Source organism: Agromyces cerinus, from assembly GCF_016907835.1.
Lineage (GTDB): Bacteria > Actinomycetota > Actinomycetes > Actinomycetales > Microbacteriaceae > Agromyces > Agromyces nitratus.
Window position 1 is genome coordinate 2243314 of record NZ_JAFBCT010000001.1, and the last position, 17461, is coordinate 2260774.

General features: G+C 70.8%; 18 protein-coding genes. 5 read left to right on the plus strand and 13 right to left on the minus strand.

Translation table 11 applies throughout. The features are described 5' to 3' along the window. Positions 1-72 precede the first annotated feature (72 nt). Positions 73-1530, plus strand: a complete 1458-nt coding sequence (locus JOE59_RS10345; RefSeq protein WP_204463353.1) for a DHA2 family efflux MFS transporter permease subunit — start codon at positions 73-75, stop codon at positions 1528-1530. Between the two features lie 88 nt (positions 1531-1618). On the opposite strand, the gene JOE59_RS19105 is transcribed toward JOE59_RS10345, so the two are convergent. After that, a complete protein-coding gene (locus JOE59_RS19105; RefSeq protein ID WP_204460305.1) occupies positions 1619-3340 on the minus strand; it encodes a VWA domain-containing protein in 1722 nt (573 codons plus the stop codon). A 255-nt stretch (positions 3341-3595) separates the two neighbouring features. Between JOE59_RS19105 and JOE59_RS10355 the strand changes: the two genes are divergently transcribed. Continuing rightward, positions 3596-4246, plus strand: coding sequence for a phosphoribosyltransferase (locus JOE59_RS10355; protein WP_204460307.1), 651 nt, complete (start codon positions 3596-3598; stop codon positions 4244-4246). A gap of 44 nt (positions 4247-4290) precedes the next feature. Here JOE59_RS10355 and JOE59_RS10360 read toward each other — a convergent pair whose 3' ends face one another. Beyond that, positions 4291-5094 (minus strand): putative protein N(5)-glutamine methyltransferase, encoded by an 804-nt coding sequence (locus JOE59_RS10360; RefSeq protein ID WP_204460309.1) that lies wholly within the window; start codon positions 5092-5094, stop codon positions 4291-4293. Between the two features lie 188 nt (positions 5095-5282). On the opposite strand from JOE59_RS10360, the gene JOE59_RS10365 reads away from it, so the two are divergent. Beyond that, positions 5283-7202: an anthranilate synthase family protein gene (locus JOE59_RS10365; protein ID WP_204460310.1), complete on the plus strand. Its 1920-nt coding sequence runs from the start codon at positions 5283-5285 to the stop codon at positions 7200-7202. Here JOE59_RS10365 and JOE59_RS10370 read toward each other — a convergent pair. After that, on the minus strand, positions 7165-7659 hold the full coding sequence (locus JOE59_RS10370; protein WP_204460311.1) for a DUF2510 domain-containing protein: 495 nt from the start codon (positions 7657-7659) through the stop codon (positions 7165-7167). The two genes, JOE59_RS10365 and JOE59_RS10370, sit on opposite strands and share 38 nt — an antisense overlap. A 145-nt stretch (positions 7660-7804) precedes the next feature. Here JOE59_RS10370 and JOE59_RS10375 point away from each other — a divergent pair, with 145 nt between their 5' ends. Continuing rightward, positions 7805-8236, plus strand: coding sequence for a hypothetical protein (locus JOE59_RS10375; RefSeq protein ID WP_204460312.1), 432 nt, complete (start codon positions 7805-7807; stop codon positions 8234-8236). Between the two features lie 16 nt (positions 8237-8252). Here the strand turns inward: JOE59_RS10375 and JOE59_RS10380 are convergent, their stop codons facing one another. The 5 genes from JOE59_RS10380 to JOE59_RS10400 form a co-directional block, all read right to left on the minus strand. Further along, the gene (locus JOE59_RS10380; RefSeq protein ID WP_204460313.1) at positions 8253-8903 is read right to left on the minus strand and encodes a GNAT family N-acetyltransferase; all 651 of its coding nucleotides are present in this window, start codon (positions 8901-8903) and stop codon (positions 8253-8255) included. Between the two features lie 31 nt (positions 8904-8934). Beyond that, entirely contained in the window at positions 8935-10611 is a 1677-nt protein-coding gene (locus JOE59_RS18980) for an ABC-F family ATP-binding cassette domain-containing protein (RefSeq protein ID WP_204460314.1), read from the minus strand. Between the two features lie 31 nt (positions 10612-10642). Continuing rightward, the gene (locus JOE59_RS10390; RefSeq protein WP_204460316.1) at positions 10643-11431 is read right to left on the minus strand and encodes a GNAT family N-acetyltransferase; all 789 of its coding nucleotides are present in this window, start codon (positions 11429-11431) and stop codon (positions 10643-10645) included. 92 nt (positions 11432-11523) lie between these two features. Continuing rightward, positions 11524-12099 (minus strand): GNAT family N-acetyltransferase, encoded by a 576-nt coding sequence (locus JOE59_RS10395; protein WP_204460319.1) that lies wholly within the window; start codon positions 12097-12099, stop codon positions 11524-11526. A gap of 26 nt (positions 12100-12125) precedes the next feature. Continuing rightward, complete coding sequence (locus JOE59_RS10400; protein ID WP_204460321.1) at positions 12126-12986, minus strand: Fpg/Nei family DNA glycosylase; 861 nt, start codon at positions 12984-12986, stop codon at positions 12126-12128. 128 nt (positions 12987-13114) lie between these two features. Here JOE59_RS10400 and JOE59_RS10405 point away from each other — a divergent pair, with 128 nt between their 5' ends. Beyond that, on the plus strand, positions 13115-13912 hold the full coding sequence (locus JOE59_RS10405) for a hypothetical protein (RefSeq protein WP_204460324.1): 798 nt from the start codon (positions 13115-13117) through the stop codon (positions 13910-13912). A gap of 16 nt (positions 13913-13928) precedes the next feature. Here the strand turns inward: JOE59_RS10405 and JOE59_RS10410 are convergent, their stop codons facing one another. The 5 genes from JOE59_RS10410 to JOE59_RS10430 all read right to left on the minus strand — a co-directional run bounded on the left by JOE59_RS10410 (position 13929) and on the right by JOE59_RS10430 (position 17455). Further along, a complete protein-coding gene (locus JOE59_RS10410; protein WP_204460325.1) occupies positions 13929-15320 on the minus strand; it encodes a hypothetical protein in 1392 nt (463 codons plus the stop codon). An 81-nt stretch (positions 15321-15401) separates the two neighbouring features. Continuing rightward, complete coding sequence (locus tag JOE59_RS10415) at positions 15402-15923, minus strand: RNA polymerase sigma factor (RefSeq protein ID WP_204460326.1); 522 nt, start codon at positions 15921-15923, stop codon at positions 15402-15404. Between the two features lie 101 nt (positions 15924-16024). Beyond that, positions 16025-16873, minus strand: coding sequence for a DNA-formamidopyrimidine glycosylase family protein (locus JOE59_RS10420; RefSeq protein ID WP_204460327.1), 849 nt, complete (start codon positions 16871-16873; stop codon positions 16025-16027). 99 nt (positions 16874-16972) lie between these two features. Continuing rightward, on the minus strand, positions 16973-17230 hold the full coding sequence (locus JOE59_RS10425) for a DUF6458 family protein (RefSeq protein WP_179552559.1): 258 nt from the start codon (positions 17228-17230) through the stop codon (positions 16973-16975). Positions 17231-17272: 42 nt separating this feature from the next. Further along, the gene (locus JOE59_RS10430) at positions 17273-17455 is read right to left on the minus strand and encodes a CsbD family protein (RefSeq protein ID WP_204460328.1); all 183 of its coding nucleotides are present in this window, start codon (positions 17453-17455) and stop codon (positions 17273-17275) included. Positions 17456-17461: the final 6 nt, after the last annotated feature.

The following is a 17461-nucleotide window of genomic DNA, read 5'->3' on the forward strand; positions in this document are numbered from 1 at the left end:
GCATCTTCCTTGACCGAACGCGCCGTTCCCGAACTCCGTGACCCCGTCGTCTCCCCTGCGGGCGACACCACCATGCACGAGCACTCCGATGTCGAGGCGCTGCACGGCGCCCGCAACAACCGGGTGATCTGGCTCCTCCTCGCCGCCTCCTTCGTCGTCATCCTCAACGAGACGATCATGGGCGTGGCGATCCCGCACCTCGTCGTCGACCTCGGCATCTCGATCTCCCAGGCGCAGTGGCTGACCACCGCGTTCATGCTGACCATGGCCGTCGTCATCCCGATCACCGGCTACCTGCTGCAGCGATTCGCGACCCGCCCGATCTTCATCGCGGCGATGAGCCTCTTCTCGACGGGCACGCTCATCGCGGCCATGGCCCCGGGCTTCGAGGTGCTCCTCGTCGGCCGCGTCGTGCAGGCGAGCGGCACGGCCATCATGATGCCGCTGCTCATGACCACGCTCATGACCCTGGTCGCTCCGAGCGACCGCGGCCGGCTCATGGGCCGCGTCGCGATCGTGATGTCGGTGGCCCCCGCGATCGGGCCGACCATCTCGGGCCTCATCCTGAACTCGCTCTCGTGGCGGTTCATGTTCTGGCTCGTGCTGCCGATCGCGCTCGCGATGCTCGTCATCGGCATCCGCCGGGTCGAGAACGTCAGCGAACCCCGCAAGATCCCCATCGACGTGTTCTCGGTGGTCCTGTCGGCCTTCGGCTTCGGCGGCCTCGTCTACGGGCTCAGCCAGATCGGCGCCGAGACCGCCGGCAGCACCTTCGGCGCGGCACCCATGTGGATCGCGTTCGCCGTCGGTGCGGTCTCGATCGGCGCGTTCATCTGGCGCCAGCTGATCCTGCAGAAGCAGGACCGCGCGCTGCTCGACCTCCGCACGTTCCTGTCGCGCAACTTCTCGATCTCGATCGGCCTCATGACGATCATGATGGCGGCGCTGTTCGGCACGATCATCCTGCTGCCGATCTACCTGCAGAACGTGCTGCACCTCGAACCGATCATGACCGGGCTGCTGCTCCTGCCCGGCGGCCTCACGATGGGCCTGCTCGGCCCGACCGTCGGCCGTCTCTTCGACCGGCTCGGGCCGACGCCGTTGCTCGTACCGGGCGCGTTCGTCGTCAGCGGCGTGCTCTGGTCGCTCACGCTCGTGACCGACACGACCTCGCCGTGGCTGCTGCTCGTCGCCCACGTCGTGCTCTCGGCGGGCCTCGCGTTCATGTTCACCCCGTTGTTCACCTCGGCGCTCGGCTCGGTCGACCCGAAGTTCTACTCGCACGGCTCGGCGATCGTCGGCACCGTGCAGCAGGTGGCCGGTGCCGCAGGCACGGCGCTCTTCGTGACGATCATGGCGACGCAGTCGCTGACCGCGACCACGGCGGGTGCGACGGCCGAGGCGGCTGCGGCGTCGGGCATCCGGTCGGCGTTCATGGTGGGAGCGATCCTCTCGCTCCTCGCGATCGTCGGGGCGTTCTTCGTGCGCAAGCCCGCCGACATGATGGAGGGCGCGCCGGTGGCGCACTGACGCTCTCCGCACCGCGACCGCGTACGACGAAGGGGGCCCGGCACATGCCGGGCCCCCTTCGTCGTGCGTCGCGTCGTTCGCCGCGGAGTCAGCCGCAGTTCGGGCGACAGCTGCGCTGCGAGAGCGCGTCGACGAGCACCGTGCCGAGGTCTTCGGGCTTCGAGGCCGAGTACGCCGCACCCTTCGTCGCCTGGGCGATGCGCTGCATCGCGGCGAGGTCGGTGTCGGGGCCGAACCCGATCATGATGACGGGCACCGGCTTCGACGGGTCGTCGATCTTCGCGAGCTCGGCGAGCAGCGTGTCGAGATCGATGCCGTTCTCGTCCTCGTTCTTGCCGTCGGTGAACAGCAGCACCGAGTTGACCTTCTCGGGGTCGTACGACTCACGCACGCGCTTGACCGCCGCGAGGGTGGTGTCGTAGAGCCCGGTAGCCCCGCCGAGTCTGTCGGGCAGCGATTGGATGATCCCGGCGATCTGCTGCGTGTGCGCGACATCGGCGAGCGGCGCGATCGGCGACAGGTCCTCATAGTCGAGCTCGCCGTTGCGGGCCGTGGAGAAGACCCAGACGCCGAGTTCGACCTCGCCCGAGAACTTCTGCATCGCGCCGACGGCGGCCTGCTGGAAGATGTCGATGCGGCGCAAGCCGTTCTCGGCGGGCTCCTCCATCGAGCCCGACACGTCGATGACGGCGAGCATGCGCGAGCGGAGGGTCAGCACCGACCACGCGCGCAGGATCTCGAGCTGCGTGGCGCCGTCGAGTGCCGCCGTCGCCGCAGGCGCCTCGGCCCCGACACCGGCGACATCGAGCTTGCCCGAGCCGTCGGGGGCTCGGAAGCCGTTGGCGGCCAGGATCTTCGTGGCCTTGCGGACCGCGGTCTCGAAGGCGTCGAGCAGTTCGTCGTGCGTCGCAGCGCCCGCTTTCTCCTCGGAGGCGGTATCGCCGTCGGCCTCGGCCTCTGCCGGCTCGTCGGGCGCCGACAGGCGCACCAACGGGTAGTCGAGCGAGACGGTGCCGTCGACGGGATAGGCCGCGACGAGGGCCTCGGCCGGGCCGTCGAGGTTGTAGGCGGCGACCTGCGCCTCGCTCGTGACGACGACGGCGGGCTCATGCGAGGCGGTGACGGAGCCGAACGCGGCACTCGTCGAGGCGGGGATGGTCTTGCTGAGCTCGATCATGGCGCCGGCGAACTGTCGCGGGTCGTCGGGCGAGGAGTGGCCGCGGAGAGCGAGCAGTCCGGCGAGGCTCGCAGCGGATGCCTCGGGGTCGGGCAGGATCGTCGGCAGCGTGCCGCCGAGCACCCGTGCCCAGCTCACCGGTTCGGCCGCCAGTTCGGTGGCCTTCGTCGTGGCGCCGGCGAACACGACCGGCGACGAGGCGACGGACTCGCGAACATCGATCTCGGGCGCCGACTGGCCGAGCGAGGTGGCGGTCGCGTTCATGCGGTCGACCCACACGGTCGCCTCGGGGATCCAGGCGTCGGCCTCGGCACCGCCGGAGGCGACCACCGCAGCGGTGTCGGCCGAGTCCTGCGCGGTGATCTCGGTCGACACGCAGAGGTCGGACTTCGCGTCGAACTTCTCGGCGATGTCGGCGAGCGCGGGCGCGATCGACGTGTCGGCGACGATGGCGAGTCGCTCGGTCTCGGCGCAGCCGGAGTCGGCCGACGCGAACAGGGGGTTCAGGTAGCCGCCGACCCAGACGAAGACGCCTGATGACACGACTCCGACGACGACGACTGCACCGATGATGGACAGGATGAGTTTGCGGCCCGGCTTCTTCGCCGTTGCCGCTTCACTGTGACGTCCCACGGACACTCCAAGCCGACGAGTGGGGGCCTCGTCGAATCCTCAGTTCGGGTTCCCCAGATGGGGAGGGATTTGGTTCAGTGTAAGCGACGAGTTGCAAGACGCGAACTTCACTCGCATTCGGCCCGGAGTTCCGGCGATGTCGTCGGCCAGGCACCCGGCGTCGATCCCTTGGCCGGGCGGGTCCGTGGTGGGAGCATTGAAGGGAGCCGAACGGTCGTGATCGACGACCGTCGAACGGCTCGATGGGCGCACGACATGGAGCACTTCACGAATCGGGCCGACGCCGGTCGGCGGCTCGCCGCGGCACTCGAGGGCGTCGACCTCGGCAGGCCGGTGGTGCTCGGCCTCCCGCGTGGCGGCGTGCCCGTCGCGGCACCGGTCGCCGCGGCGCTCGGCGCACCGCTCGACGTGCTCGTCGTGCGCAAGCTCGGGGTGCCCGGGCAGCCCGAGGTCGCGATGGGCGCGATCGGCGAGCAGGGCGCCCGCGTGCTGAACGACGACATCGTCGACTCGGTCTACGTCTCACCCGGGGAGCTCCGCGACATCGAACGGGTCGAGCGCGCCGAGCTCGAGGCGCGCGTCGCCCGCTTCCGCGGCGGTGCGCCGCCGGTCTTGCTCGAGGGACGCACCGCGGTGATCGTCGACGACGGCGTCGCGACGGGTGCCACCGCGCGCGTCGCCGCCGTCGTCGCGAAGGCACGCGGGGCCTCGCGAGTGGTGCTCGCGATTCCCGTCGGCCCATCCGACTCGCTGGGCTCGCTCGCCGCCGACCCCGCGATCGACGAGATCGTCTGCCTCTCGGTGCCGCGCGGCTTCATGGCCGTCGGCATGCACTACCTCGACTTCGCACAGACCACCGATGCCCAGGTGGCCGAGCTGCTGGCGGCGGCGCGAGCCGGCGACTGAAGGCCGGCCGAGCTGTGGCCGGGTCGGACGCCGAGCCAGACGCCCTATGCGCGATCGGCGCCGCGCACTCCGACGACCACCGTCGCGTCGGCGTCGTCGTCGTGCAGGATCCGGGCGTCGAGCCCGCCCGCCTCGAAGAACGCCACGGCGACGGGCGCCTGCCGCACACTCGTCTCGATCAGCAGCGCACCGCCGGGGGCGAGCCAGGAGCGAGCGGATGCCGCGACGCGGCGATGCACGTCGAGCCCGTCTCCCCCGCCGTCGAGCGCCAAGCGCGCCTCGTGGTCGCGCGCCTCGGGCGGCATCATGGCGATCGCGTCGCTCGGCACGTAGGGGGCGTTGACGGCGAGCACGTCGATGCGGCCGCGGAGTACTGCGGGCAGCGCGTCGTAGAGGTCGCCCTCGCAGACGAGTCCGCCGATCGGTTCGAGGTTCAGGCGCGCCGCCTGCACCGCGACGGGGTCGAGGTCGGCCGCGACGAGCTGCAGCGGCCCTGCGGCATCCGCGATCGCCGCACCGATGGCGCCGGCTCCGCAGCAGAGGTCGACGACGACGGGGAGGCGGGCTCGACCCGCGACCGTCGCGAGGCGCGCCGCCTCGGCGGCGAGGAACTCGGTGCGGCGTCGCGGCACGAAGACACCGGGCAGCACCCGGATGCGCAGGCCCGCGAATTCGGCCCAGCCGAGCACCTGCTCGAGGGGTTCGCCGGCGACCCGGCGCTCGACGAGCACCTCGAGCTCGCCGTCGGCGGCGCCCGTCTCGAGCAGCAGCGCCGCTTCGTCTTCGGCGAACACGCATCCGGCCGCCCGCAGGCGGGTCACGATCTCAGTCTCAGTCTCGGTCGGCATCACTCGAATCGTATCGGCGCTGCTGTCGAGGGGTGCTGATGCTAGAGTCCTCGACATGACCTCGTCGAACCAGAACTGGTGGCCCGCCTCCTAGGCGGCCATTCGTTTCGACGACCTGACGACCGCCCGAGGGCGGTCGTTTTCGCGTATGCGGAGGGCGGCGTCCGAGGGCCCGACCGGAGAATCCCATGACGCGACTCCTCGCCGCCCTGCTCGCCACCGCCGATCCCGCGCCCTTCGCCGTCGTGCGACGGGAGCACGAGCCGACGATCGACGTGCTCGTCGGTGACGTCGTCGACGTCGAGCACCTCGCCGACATCCCCCTCGACGGCGCGGAGGTGCTCGCGCTCGTGCCGTTCCGCCAGGTGCGCGAGCGCGGCTTCGTCGCCCACGACGATGGGGCGCCGCTGCGCTGTCTCATCGTGCGTGAACGGGAGACGATCGACCTCGACGAGGCGATCGGCCTGCTGCCGGAGCATCCGATCGCCGTCGACGACCTCGCCGTCGACGTGAGCGATGCCGAGTACGCCGACCGCGTGCGCCGGGTGATCGACGAGGAGATCGGGCGCGGCGAAGGCGCGAACTTCGTGATCCGCCGCGAGTTCACGGGGCGCATCGAGGCGTCCGCCGCGCGTGCAGTGCTCGGCTGGTTGCGCGCGCTGCTCGAGCATGAGGCCGGCGCGTACTGGACGTTCGCGGTGCACACGCCCGGCCTCTCGGCCGTCGGCGCGACGCCCGAGCGGCACGTGTCGTCGATCGACGGGGTCGTCTCGATGAACCCGATCAGCGGCACCTTCCGTCACCTCGCCGGGCCGCCCGCCGACGATGAGCTGGTCGCGTTCCTCGATGACGTGAAGGAGCGCGAGGAGCTCGTGATGGTCGTCGACGAGGAGCTCAAGATGATGAGCGCGGTCTGCCCCGACGGCGGGCGCATCCGAGGCCCCTTCCTGAAGCGGATGTCGCGGCTCACGCACACCGAGTACCTCCTCGAGGGACGCAGCGACCTCGACCCCCGCGAGGTGCTGCGCCTCACGATGTTCGCGCCGACCGTGACGGGCTCGCCGATGGGCAACGCCTGCACCGTGATCGCACGCCACGAGTCGACCGCTCGCGGCTACTACGCAGGCGTGCTGGCGCGCTTCACACCGACCACCGGCGGCTACGACCTCGACGCGCCCATCCTCATCCGCACCGCCTACGTCGACGCCGATGGCGGGGTGCGGGTGCCGGTCGGGGCGACACTCGTGCGGCATTCCGATCCCGACGGCGAGGTCGCCGAGACCCATGCGAAGGCCGCGGGGGTGCTGACCGCGCTCGGGGCGATCCCGCGCGCGGGCACGACCGGCGAACCGCGGGTCGTTCCGGACGCGGCTTCCGCGTCGGCCGGCGGGAGCGGGCACCGCGAGAACGTCCGCATCGCCACCCTCCTCGATTCGCGCAACGACCACCTCGCGCCGTTCTGGAGCACCCCGCAGGCCGCACATCACGCTCGAGGTGCGACGGCGCTCGTCATCGACGCCGGCGACGACTTCACGACGATGCTCGCCCACCAGTTGCGCCACCTCGGTGTCGATGCACGGGTCGTGCCGTGGAGCGAGGCCGTGCCCGCGGCATCCGACGACCTGGTCGTCTTCGGCCCCGGGCCCGGCGACCCGCGCAACGGAACCGACCCTCGCGTCGCCCGCTTGCGCGAGCTCATGATCGAGCGCCTCGCGAGCGGTGCGCCGGTGCTCGCCGTGTGCCTCAGCCATCAGGTGCTGGCGATGCTCGCCGGGCTGCCGATCGCGCCGCTGCCGGCGCCGCGGCAGGGCGTGCAGCTCGACGTCGACGTCTTCGGGCAGTCGTCGGCGATCGGCTTCTACAACACCTTCAGCGCGACGGCCCCCGATGGCTCGACCACGCCGAACCTCGACCTCGAGGTGGCAGCGGACGCCGCGACGGGCGTGGTGCATGCGCTCCGCGGGCCTCGCGTGGCGTCGGTGCAGGGCCACCTCGAGTCGGTGCTCTCCCCCGACGGACTCGCCGTGCTGTCGCGACTGCTCGACGGGCTGCTCGAACGAGAGGTCGACGTCAGATCGAACGGAGCGCGTTCACGATCACGGCGGTGACGAGTGCGCCGACGGCGAGGATCGGAGGCCCAGCCAGCACGCAACCACCCCCGATGAGGCCCGTGAGCGCCGACCGCCGGCCGCCCAGTGCCCGCACACGACCCAACCCGATGAACCCGAACACGATGGCGAGGATCGACAGCACGACCACCGGCAGGAAGCCCACCCACATGAGCAGGACGCCGATCGTCTGGAGCTCCGGGCTCGGAACGAGCGTCAGACCGATCGGGAGGATCCAGAACACGACGCCGACCCCGAGCGCCCAGAAGAACAGGATCTGTGCGCGGCGGGCCATCGTGTTGCCGGAACCGGTGTCCGCTCGCGCGCTCGGCTCGGCGGGCATCCCTCGGAACTCCGTGTCGGACCACGCCGTTCCGTCCCACCATCGCAGAAGGTCGGGAGCTTCGGGGTCGACGTACCAGCCGGGCATCGCTATCGGCTGAATCTCGCTGGTCATTCATCCGCCTCTCGTGAGCTGACGCGAGCTTATCCGGCCACGGCCGCGCGGGATCATCTCGCACGAGGCGCGATTCCGCAAGGCGTTGCCGACACGGCCTCAGCGCGGTTGGCTGGTGCGACCCGACCAGAGGAGGCGGATCAGCATGGACACGAGCACCATCGTCTGGATCATCATCGGCATCGTCGTCGTCATCGCGATCGTCGTCGTCATCATCGTCATGGCGACGGGAAGACAGCGCCGCGAAGCCCGCATCGAGGCCGATCGACGGCGCGCCGCCGACCTGAGGCAGAGCGCAGCCGAGACGGAGGCCGCAGCGCGTCAGCGCGAAGCGGATGCCGCGATGGCGGAGGCTGATGCCAAGCAGGCCGAAGCGGCCGTCGCCCAGGCCCGGCTCGATTCCGACCGCCTCGCCCGCGAGAGCACCGATCACCGCGCCGATGCGGCCGACCTGCACTCCGAGGCCGACGACCGGCTGCAGAAGGCCGACACCCTCGATCCCGACGTCGACACCACGGTCGGCAAGGACCCCGAGACCGAAGGCACCGGCCGACACGGCGCGCCGCCTGCGATCTGACGCGCGTCGCGAGTCGCTAGCCGAGTGCGATGACCGCGTCGAGGGTGTCGTCGTCGAGACGGCGGTCGGCGTAGATCACGCGCTCGAGGTGGGTGGTGCCTCCGGGCGTCGACGGGTGGGCGTCGGCGCCGCCGTCGCGGTGCGCCGATCGGCCGCGCCATTGCAGCTCGAGCCCGATTCGCTCGAGCACCCGGATCGAGCCGACGTTGTTGCCGAGCACCCGGGCGGTGACCGGAGTGGCCGGCCGCGTCTGCTGCGCCGTGGCGAGCGCGACCGCGGCGGCCTCGGTCGCGAACCCACGGCCCCAGGCTTCAGGTGCGAAGCGGTAGCCGAGATTCCACGCCTCGAAGTCGAGCATCTTCGCCCCGGCCGAGCCGAGGAAGACGCCCGCAGGCAGCTCGCCGAGTGGCTCGCGGAGGAGCACGGCGCAGTGCGCGAAGCCGTGGACCCGGCGACTGTCGATCGAGGCCTGAATCGCCCGCTCCGACTCGTCACGGCTCGTGTGACGACCGCTCGGCAGGTGCTCCCAGGTGCGGGCGTCGCCGTACACGGCGTGGTACGCGTCGACGTCGTCGAGGGCGAGCGGTCGGAGCAGCAATCGTTCGGTCTGCAGGGTCGGCACCATCGCCGGCTGAGTCGCCTGCAGTGTCTGGGTCTCGTCCGTCATCGTTCTCGAGTCTTGCAGCGGCAGCCGACACTCAGTCGTCGGTGACCTGACCGGCCTCGACATGCCAGCGGCGGTCGAGACGCACGTGCTCGAGCATGCGACGGTCGTGCGTGACGAGCAGGAGGGTGCCCTCGTACGATTCGAGTGCCTCCTCGAGCTGCTCGATCGCAGCGAGGTCGAGGTGGTTCGTCGGCTCGTCGAGCACGAGCACGTTGACCCCGCGCGCCTGCAGCAGCGCGAGCCCCGCCCGGGTGCGCTCGCCCGGCGACAGTGCGTCGACGGGGCGAAGCACGTGGTCGGCCCTCAGGCCGAATTTCGCGAGCAGCGTGCGCACCTCGCCCGCCGAGTACTCGGGCACGAGTGCCTCGAACGCGTCGGCGAGCGGCGCCTCCCCGGTCAGCTGGGTGCGGGCCTGGTCGATCTCCCCGATGGCGACGGATGCCCCGAGGCTCGCCGTGCCCGCGTCGGCCGCACGCCGTCCGAGCAGCAGGGCGAGCAATGTCGACTTGCCGGCGCCGTTCGGCCCGGTGATGCCGATGCGCTCCCCCGCATCCACCTGCAGCGAGACCGGACCGAGCGTGAAATCGCCCTGCCGCACCACGGCCTCGTTGAGCGTCGAGACGACCGAGCTCGAACGCGGCGCCTGGCCGATCGTGAACTCGAGCTGCCATTCCTTGCGCGGCTCCTCGACCTCGTCGAGCCGTGCGATGCGGCTCTCCATCTGCCGCACCTTCTGCGCCTGCTTCTCGCTCGACTCGGTCGCGGCCTTGCGCCGGATCTTGTCGTTGTCGGGCGACTTCTTCATGGCGTTGCGCACGCCCTGGCTCGACCACTCGCGCTGGGTGCGTGCCCGTGAGACGAGGTCGGCCTTCTTCGCCGCGAACTCCTCGTAGTCGTCGCGCTGCTGCCGCCGTGCGGTCGCTCGCTCGTCGAGGTAGGCGTCGTAGCCGCCGCCGTAGATGCGGTTCGAGTGCTGGGCCAGGTCGAGCTCGAGCACCCGGGTGACCGAGCGGGCGAGGAACTCGCGGTCGTGGCTCACGAGCACGACGCCGCCGCGGATGCCTCGGACGAACGCCTCGAGCCGCTCGAGCCCATCGAGGTCGAGGTCGTTCGTGGGCTCGTCGAGCAGCACGAGGTCGAAGCGGGAGCAGAGCAGGGCAGCGAGTCCGACCCGGGCGGCCTGACCGCCCGAGAGCGAGGTCATCATCGAGTCGGCGGAGAGGTGGGCATCGGCGCCGCCGAGGCTGAGCCCGAGTTCGGCGAGCACGGCGGGCAGCCGCTCGTCGAGGTCGGCGGCGCCGGAGGCGAGCCACCGCTCGAGGGCCACGGAGTACTCGTCGGCGGGGTCGGGTGCGCCGGGCGCCGGAGCATCCGTCGACCCCAGCGCCAGCGCGGCGGCATCGAGACGAGCGGATGCCTCGGCCGCACCGGTGCGTCGCGCGACGTAGGCGGCGATGGTCTCGCCCTCGACCCGTTCGTGCTCCTGCGGCAGCCAGCCGACGAAGGCGTCGGCCGGCGAGAGGTGCACGGTGCCGGCTTGCGGTTCGAGCTCGCCCGCGAGGATGCGGAGCAGGGTGGACTTGCCTGCGCCGTTGACGCCGACGATGCCGACGACATCGCCCGGGGCGACCGTGAGGTCGAGGCCGTCGAAGAGTGTGCGGTGGGCGTAGCCACCGGCGAGGCCCTGGGCCACGAGTGTTGCAGTCACCGGTCAACCCTAGTCAGCGGGCGCTGTGAGTTCAGCGCCGCCAGCGGTACGGCGTCGTCGTCGAGACCCTGATGAGCCCCGACCGTTCGAGGATCGGCCGCGAGAACTCCGTGGAGTCGGAGTTGATGAGCCGCTTGCCCATGGCGATCGCCGACTTCGCGCGTGCCGCGGTCAACGCTCGGTAGACACCGCGTCCGCGCCATTCCTCACGGGTCGCACCGCCCCAGATGCCCGCGAACTCGGTGCCCGGCACCGGTTCGAGCCGGCCTGCGCTGACGACGCGGCCGTCGGCCTCGGCGACCCAGAGTTCCATGCCGTCGCCACGGTCGAGGCGGGCGAGCACCGCGTCGGCCGTCTCCTCGGAGTAGACGTCGCCGAACACCTCGCCCTGCATGCGGCACATGGCGCGGACATCGGGTTCCTCCGTGACACGTCGCACGGTCACGCCCTCGGGAAGCGGCACCTCGGCGACGAGGGCACTCGCCTCGCCGATCATGATCGACTCGACGTCGTCGGCCTCGAAGTCGTTGGCGAGGAGGGTGCCGTGCAGGCCGGGCGCGGCATCGTGGCCGCGCGTCTTCCACTCCACTCGCGTGATCTCGGGATCGGCGGTGAAGTGGGCGAGCGCGCCGACGACGAGGCCGGCGATCTCGGTCGCGGTCGCACCGTCGAGGTCGCGGTAGGTCACGAATCCGCGGCCTCCCGCGAAGGTCACGAGGCGCAACGGGCCGAGCCGCTCGACCCCGATCGCGCTCGGCGTCTCGGCGTCGGTGCGGAGTTGGTCGTCGTAGGCGCGCAGCAACTCATCGGCGAGGATCATGGCCCCCATACTGGGGGCACGACCCGCCGATCTGCAAAGCTTCGAGGAATGCTCGCGCGAACCCGAGTCGCTCGGCGAACGGTCGGGTCGGGTCAGCGAGCCGCTCGCCACTCCTCGGCGAGCATCGCGTACGTGTAGCCGTCGATCCAGCCGAGCTCCGCGTGCCAGGAGTCGCGCACGCCGTGCTGCTCGCGCCGCATGCCGAGCTTCTCCATGATGCGCCACGAGGCGATGTTGTCGGCGAAGCATCCGGCCGTGACCCGGTGCACGCCGAGTTCCCCGAAGGCGAGGTCGAGCAGCGCGCGGGCGATCTCGGTGGCGTAGCCGTTGCCCGCGTGGGCCGGATCGAGCAGGTACCCGAGGCCCGCCTCGGATCGGCGCCATGGGCCGTCATCGACGTGCGACTGCCCCATGGCGTCGGTGATCCAGAGCGCGCCGGTGCCGATCACCTCGTCGCCGAGGACGGCGACGACGGAATGATCGTACGGGTCGTCGTCGTCGAGCCAGGCCTTGCGGAACGCCTCGGGCTCGACCTCGGTACGCAGCAGCCATCGGGTGACCTCGGGGCTGTTGCGCCACTCGAGGACCTTGTCGAGATCGGTGTTCGAGGGCTCGCGGAGGACCAACGGCCCGGCTGGGCGCGGCCATTGCACGTCTGGCGTCGTCATACCCTCCTGCTTAGCAGGCGAGACCACTACTTCACGAGTCGGGAGAGCACCCGATCCGCGAGCGGCTTGCCGCCCGTCTGGCAACCCGGGCAGTACTGGAACGTCGAGTCGGCGAAGATGACCTGGCGGATCGTGTCGCCGCACACCTCGCAGGTCTGCCCGGTGCGCCCGTGCACGCGCATGCCGCGACGCTTGGCGTCCTTGAGCTCGGCGGGCGGGCGACCGGATGCCACGGCAACCGCCTCGGCGAGGGTCTCGCGCATCGCGGTGTAGAGCGTCTCGACCTGCTCGGGCGCGAGCTTCGCGGCGAGCGCATAGGGCGACATCTTCGCGGCGTGCAGGATCTCGTCGGAGTACGCGTTGCCGATGCCGGCGAACACCGACTGGTCGCGCAGCACCCCCTTGATCTGCGTTCGGCGGCCGTCGAGCACGGCGGCGAAGTCGGCGAGGGTGAAGTCGGGAGCCGTGGGGTCGGGCCCGAGCCGCGCGATGCCCGGCACCTCGACGGGGTCGCGTACGACGTACACGGCGAGCGACTTCTTGGTGCCGGCCTCGGTCAGGTCGAAGCCCGAGCCGTCGTCGAGCCGCACGCGCAGCGCGAGCGGCGAACGGCCCGGCTTCACGGGTGTCGACGGCACCTCGTCGTACCAGCGCAGCCAGCCGGCCCGCGCGAGATGGAAGACGAGGTGCGGCCCGCCCGTGTCGAGGTCGACGAACTTGCCGTGGCGTCGCACGCGCTCGATGCGCTGCCCCTCGAGCGCCGAGAGCGGCGGATCGAAGGTCTTCAGCGCCGAGATCGCCGCGACCCGAAGGGAGGCGAAGGCGTGGCCCGCCGCCCGCTCGTCGAGGAATGCGGCGAGCGCCTGCACTTCGGGAAGCTCGGGCACACCGACATCCTGCACCCGGCCGCCGACAGCCGCACCCGACTCGACGGGAATCGAATGATGCGGCGTGGCTCCTGCGGGTGCATCGTGAGAGGTGAACGGCGTCGCGACCGTTCGAATCGAGGCACGTCATGTCCAGCATCCGAAGCCGCAGGGCCTTGGTCCTCGCCCTCATCGCAGCAGGCGCGCTCATCCTGACCGCGTGCGTGGGAGGAGCGCCCCCGGAAGCGAGCGGTGCCGACCTTCCGCAGGGCGATGACCCCGTCTCGCTCGACCCTGCCGACTTCACGACCGAGATCGACAACCCCTACTGGCCGATGGAGCCGGGCACCCGATGGTCGTACGTCGAACTCGACCCCGACGGCGGCGAACTCACCGTCGACGTCACCGTGACGAGCGAGACGAAGCTCATCGCGAACGGCATCGAGGCGCGGGTCGTGCGCGACACCGTCTCCCGCGGCGGCGAGATCGTGGAAGACACCTTCGACTGGTACGCCCAGGATGCTTCGGGCGCGATCTGGTACCTCGGCGAGGACACCGCGGAGTTCGAGCACGGAGAGATCGTCTCGCGCGAGGGATCCTTCGAGGCCGGCGTCGACGGCGCCCTGCCGGGCATCGCGCTGCCCGCCCACCCCGCGCCCGGCATGGAGTACCGGCAGGAGTACTCCGCCGGCATCGCCGAGGACAACGGCGCGGTGCTGAGCGTCGAGGAGCTCGTCGAGGTGCCCTACGGCATATTCGACAGCGCCCTGCTCACTCGCGACACGAACGCGCTCGAACCGGATGTCGCGGAGCTGAAGCTCTACGCCACCGGCATCGGCCCCGTGCTCACCCTCGACATCTCGGGCGGGAGCGGACGCGAGGAGCTCGTCGACGTCACCACGGTGCCCGGCGGCACGGGCACCGGCCCACTCGGTTCACCCGACTGAGCCACCGGGACCTGAGTCATTCCGTCGCGAAGTCCAGCTTCGAGTCGGTGACGGCGATGACCGACCACGTGCCGCCGTCGGCGTCGGTGAACTCGTATGCCGGAACCACGAGCACGCTGCCATCGGGTTGCCACTGGCTCGAGAGCCCGAGGCGTGCGCTGACGATCTGCACGTCGTTCACGGGCCACGAGACGGAGCTTCCCTCTGCGGGGGTGGCCGGCGGCTCGGTCGGAGGCACCCATTCCTCGGCAGGGAAGTCGACAGGCGCGTCGGCCCCATCGAATCGCATTGCCGTCATCTGCGCACCGAACCGCATGTCGGAGAGCCGCTCGAAGCCCTCCTGCTCGCTGACGACGTCGTAGTCTCCGATCGTCACGAGGTCGGCGAGGGCGCCGGAAGCGCTGACGATTCCCGCCTTCGTGAGCTCGAGCGACCATGCCTGGTCGATGCGCTGACCGTCGACGACCGGCCAGGCCTGCGCCGTCCGCGTCACCGCACCCTCCCACATCTCGGAGGTGTACTCGAATGCGTCGGCGTCACGCCCGACCGAGGTGATGAGCGACCGGAGCGCGTCGATCGCGTCGGCCTCGCTCGGCAGGTCGGCGACGGGCGGCTCGCACGTGGGCATCTCGGGAACGACCGCGCCGTCGGGAGCGGCCGGCTCGACTTGCATCGGCTCGCACTTCCAGGGGTCGATCGACGGGTCGAAGTACGAGAAGCCGAGCGTGCCGTCGAGACCGACGTAGAGCGCCGGGCCCGAACCGTCCTGCGGGCCGACGGTCCAGCTTCCGTCCTTCACCTCCGGGGTGCCCTCGATTCCGAGCGCTGCGGCGAGCGCGGCGACGGTCTCGGTGTTCGATGAGGCTCGCGCATCGTAGGCGAATGCGGCGGCCGTGCCGCCGGCGGTCGAGAGTCCGGAGGCGCTGAACGTGTTGCGACCGTAGCCGTAGGGCATCATCATGTCGTTGGCGCTCGACCCGGCCATCTTGCGACCGGCGGCATCGAATGCTGCGGACTCCTGCGTTGCGCCGTCTTGCGCTGCACCGCCTTGCGCATCGCCCATCTGCAGTGAGATCGGAGCGGCGGCGAGTTCGGTCGATCCGGCTGTCATCGTGCCGATGCCGAACCCGGCCCCGCCGACGATCGCGACCGAGGCGGCGACCGCCGCGACGACGAGCCAGCGCGGGCGACGCCGGGCGCGCTCCACCTCGAGATCGGCGACGTCGGCCGGATCGCCCGTCGCGGCTGCGGTCGCGGCCGCGACTCCGGCAGTTGCGGTCGCATCGGCCGACTCCGCCGTCGCTCGGGCGATGACGTCATCGGCGAATCCGGGGCGGGGCTCGACGCCTGCTGCGGGGTCGGCGCCGCGCAGTCGTGCGACCGGGTCGAGATCGTTGTCGTCGTTCATGTCGAACACCCTTCGTGCGTGCGGTTCACTTGGGGATATGTCCCGAGGGGGAGGAACCTTGCATCGACGCTCGGAACCGGGCTAGAACGACATGCGCTCGCCCCAGGCCTCACGCAGGCGCTTGCGGGCGCGTGAGAGCGCGGCATCGGCTCCGGAACGCGAGATGCCGAGCGCCTCCGCGAGTTCGTTGCCGTCGAGCCCCTCCCACGCGTGCAGGAGCAGGATGCGCCGGTCGCGTTCGCCGACGCTCTCGAGCGCGCCGCGCAGCTCCGCGTCGAAGAGCGCGCTGAGTTCGGGGTCGTGCTCGATGCGCGCGCTCCCGGTCTCGGGCACCGCTTCGACGGGCAGGTCGACGTGCTTGCGACGACCGTTCGCGAGCGTGAATCCCGCGGTGCGGTAGAGCCAGGGCAGCACCGCGTCGCGCGGCACGTCGTCGCGGCGACGCCAGGCGGTCGCGAAGACGTCTGCGGCGAGGTCCTCCGCGTCCTGGCGCGGGCCCCGACGGGCGAAGTAGCGAACGAGGGCGGTCGAGTGCTCGCGGACGACGTCGGTGAACCATGCCGTGTCCGCGTTCGTCGCGGCCGCGTCTGCGGGCTCGGGCATCGCCACCTCCTCGGCTGCGTCGGCGCGTGCTGCGGTGCTGGCGATCCTCACACCGGGTATATGTCGCGTCAGCCGCGAGTCTTGCACGGCCCCGCGCGAAACTATTCCGCGGCGCGCAGCGGCAGGTGCTCTCCGCCGGTCTGGCAGGTCGGGCAGTACTGCGCGGTCGTGCTCGCGAACGAGAAGTCGAGCACGGTGTCGCCGCAGACCGGGCATGTCTCGCCGGCCCGGCCGTGCACCCGCATCGACGCGACCTTCGCGGCCTTGAGCTGGTCGATCGGCACGCCCCGCTGCCGGTCGATCGCACCCCTGACGGTGCCGACCGTGGCTTCGAAGAGGCGATCGAGCTCGCCCTCGGTCAGCGCTGCAGCGTGCGCCACCGGCGAGATCTTCGCGAGATGCAGGATCTCGTCGGAATAGGCGTTGCCGATGCCGGCGAGCGACTCCTGCTCCTGCAGCACGGCCTTCACCTGTTTGCGGCGCCCGGCGACGACGCGGTCGAAGTCCTCGCGCGTGAACCCGGGGTCGGCCGGGTCGGGTCCGAGCTTCGCGACCGCCGGCACCTCCTTCGGGTCGTCGACAACGAAGCAGCCGAGCGACACCCAGTCACCGGCATCCGTCAACTCGACGACCGTTCCGTCGTCGAAGGTGAACACGACGAGCGTGGGCGGCGCGTCGGCGACGGATGCATCCGCCTCGCCGTTGGCGTACCGCGCCCAGCCGTGCCGACCGAGTGAGACCACGAGGTGCTGGGCGTCGCCGACCGCGAGGTCGACGTGCTTGCCGTGTCGGGCCGCGCCACTCACGCGTTCGCCGCGGAGCGAGGAGGGCGGCCGACTGCGTGTCTTGGCTGCACGGAACTCCACGACGTCGACGTCGGTGATCTCGCGGCCCGTCAGACGAGTGCCGAGATCTTCGACGAGCGCCTCCACCTCCGGCGACTCGGGCATGCCGCCAGCATCGCACACGGGGTCGCCACGGTGATAGCCCCTCGACCCCGGTGCGCGGGTGCCGCGCCCCCCGGCGCGGCACCCGCTCCCCTGCAGGCCCTACACCTCGGGAGGTGGGGCCTGGTCTTCGGTCCGCGTGACGCGTTGGCCCGCCACCGGATCGGTGGTCGTGCTCGTCGTGGAGATGCTCCGACGACGTCGCATCATGAAGACGAGACCGAAGATGATGACGACCGCCCCCGCGATCATCAGGATGTAGCCGACGAGATCGAGGTCGATCCAGTCGACGGTGACGTTCAGCGCGAAGGTGAGTACCGCGCCGATCGCCACGAGCAGAATGCCGAGGCCGATGCTCATGTCATGTCCTCCGGTTCAGTCGTGGGCGGATGAGCCGCCGGGCTACTTCCCAGCGTCGTCGAACGCGTCCTTGACCTTGTCGGCGGCCTTCTTGGCATCCGCCTTGACCTGGTCGGCCTTGCCCTCGGCTTCGAGTCGCTCGTTGTCGGTCATCTTGCCGATGCCCTCCTTGACCTTTCCGGTCATTCGTTCAGCGGTGTTGCCGATGTCGTCCTTGGCGCTCATGGCGTC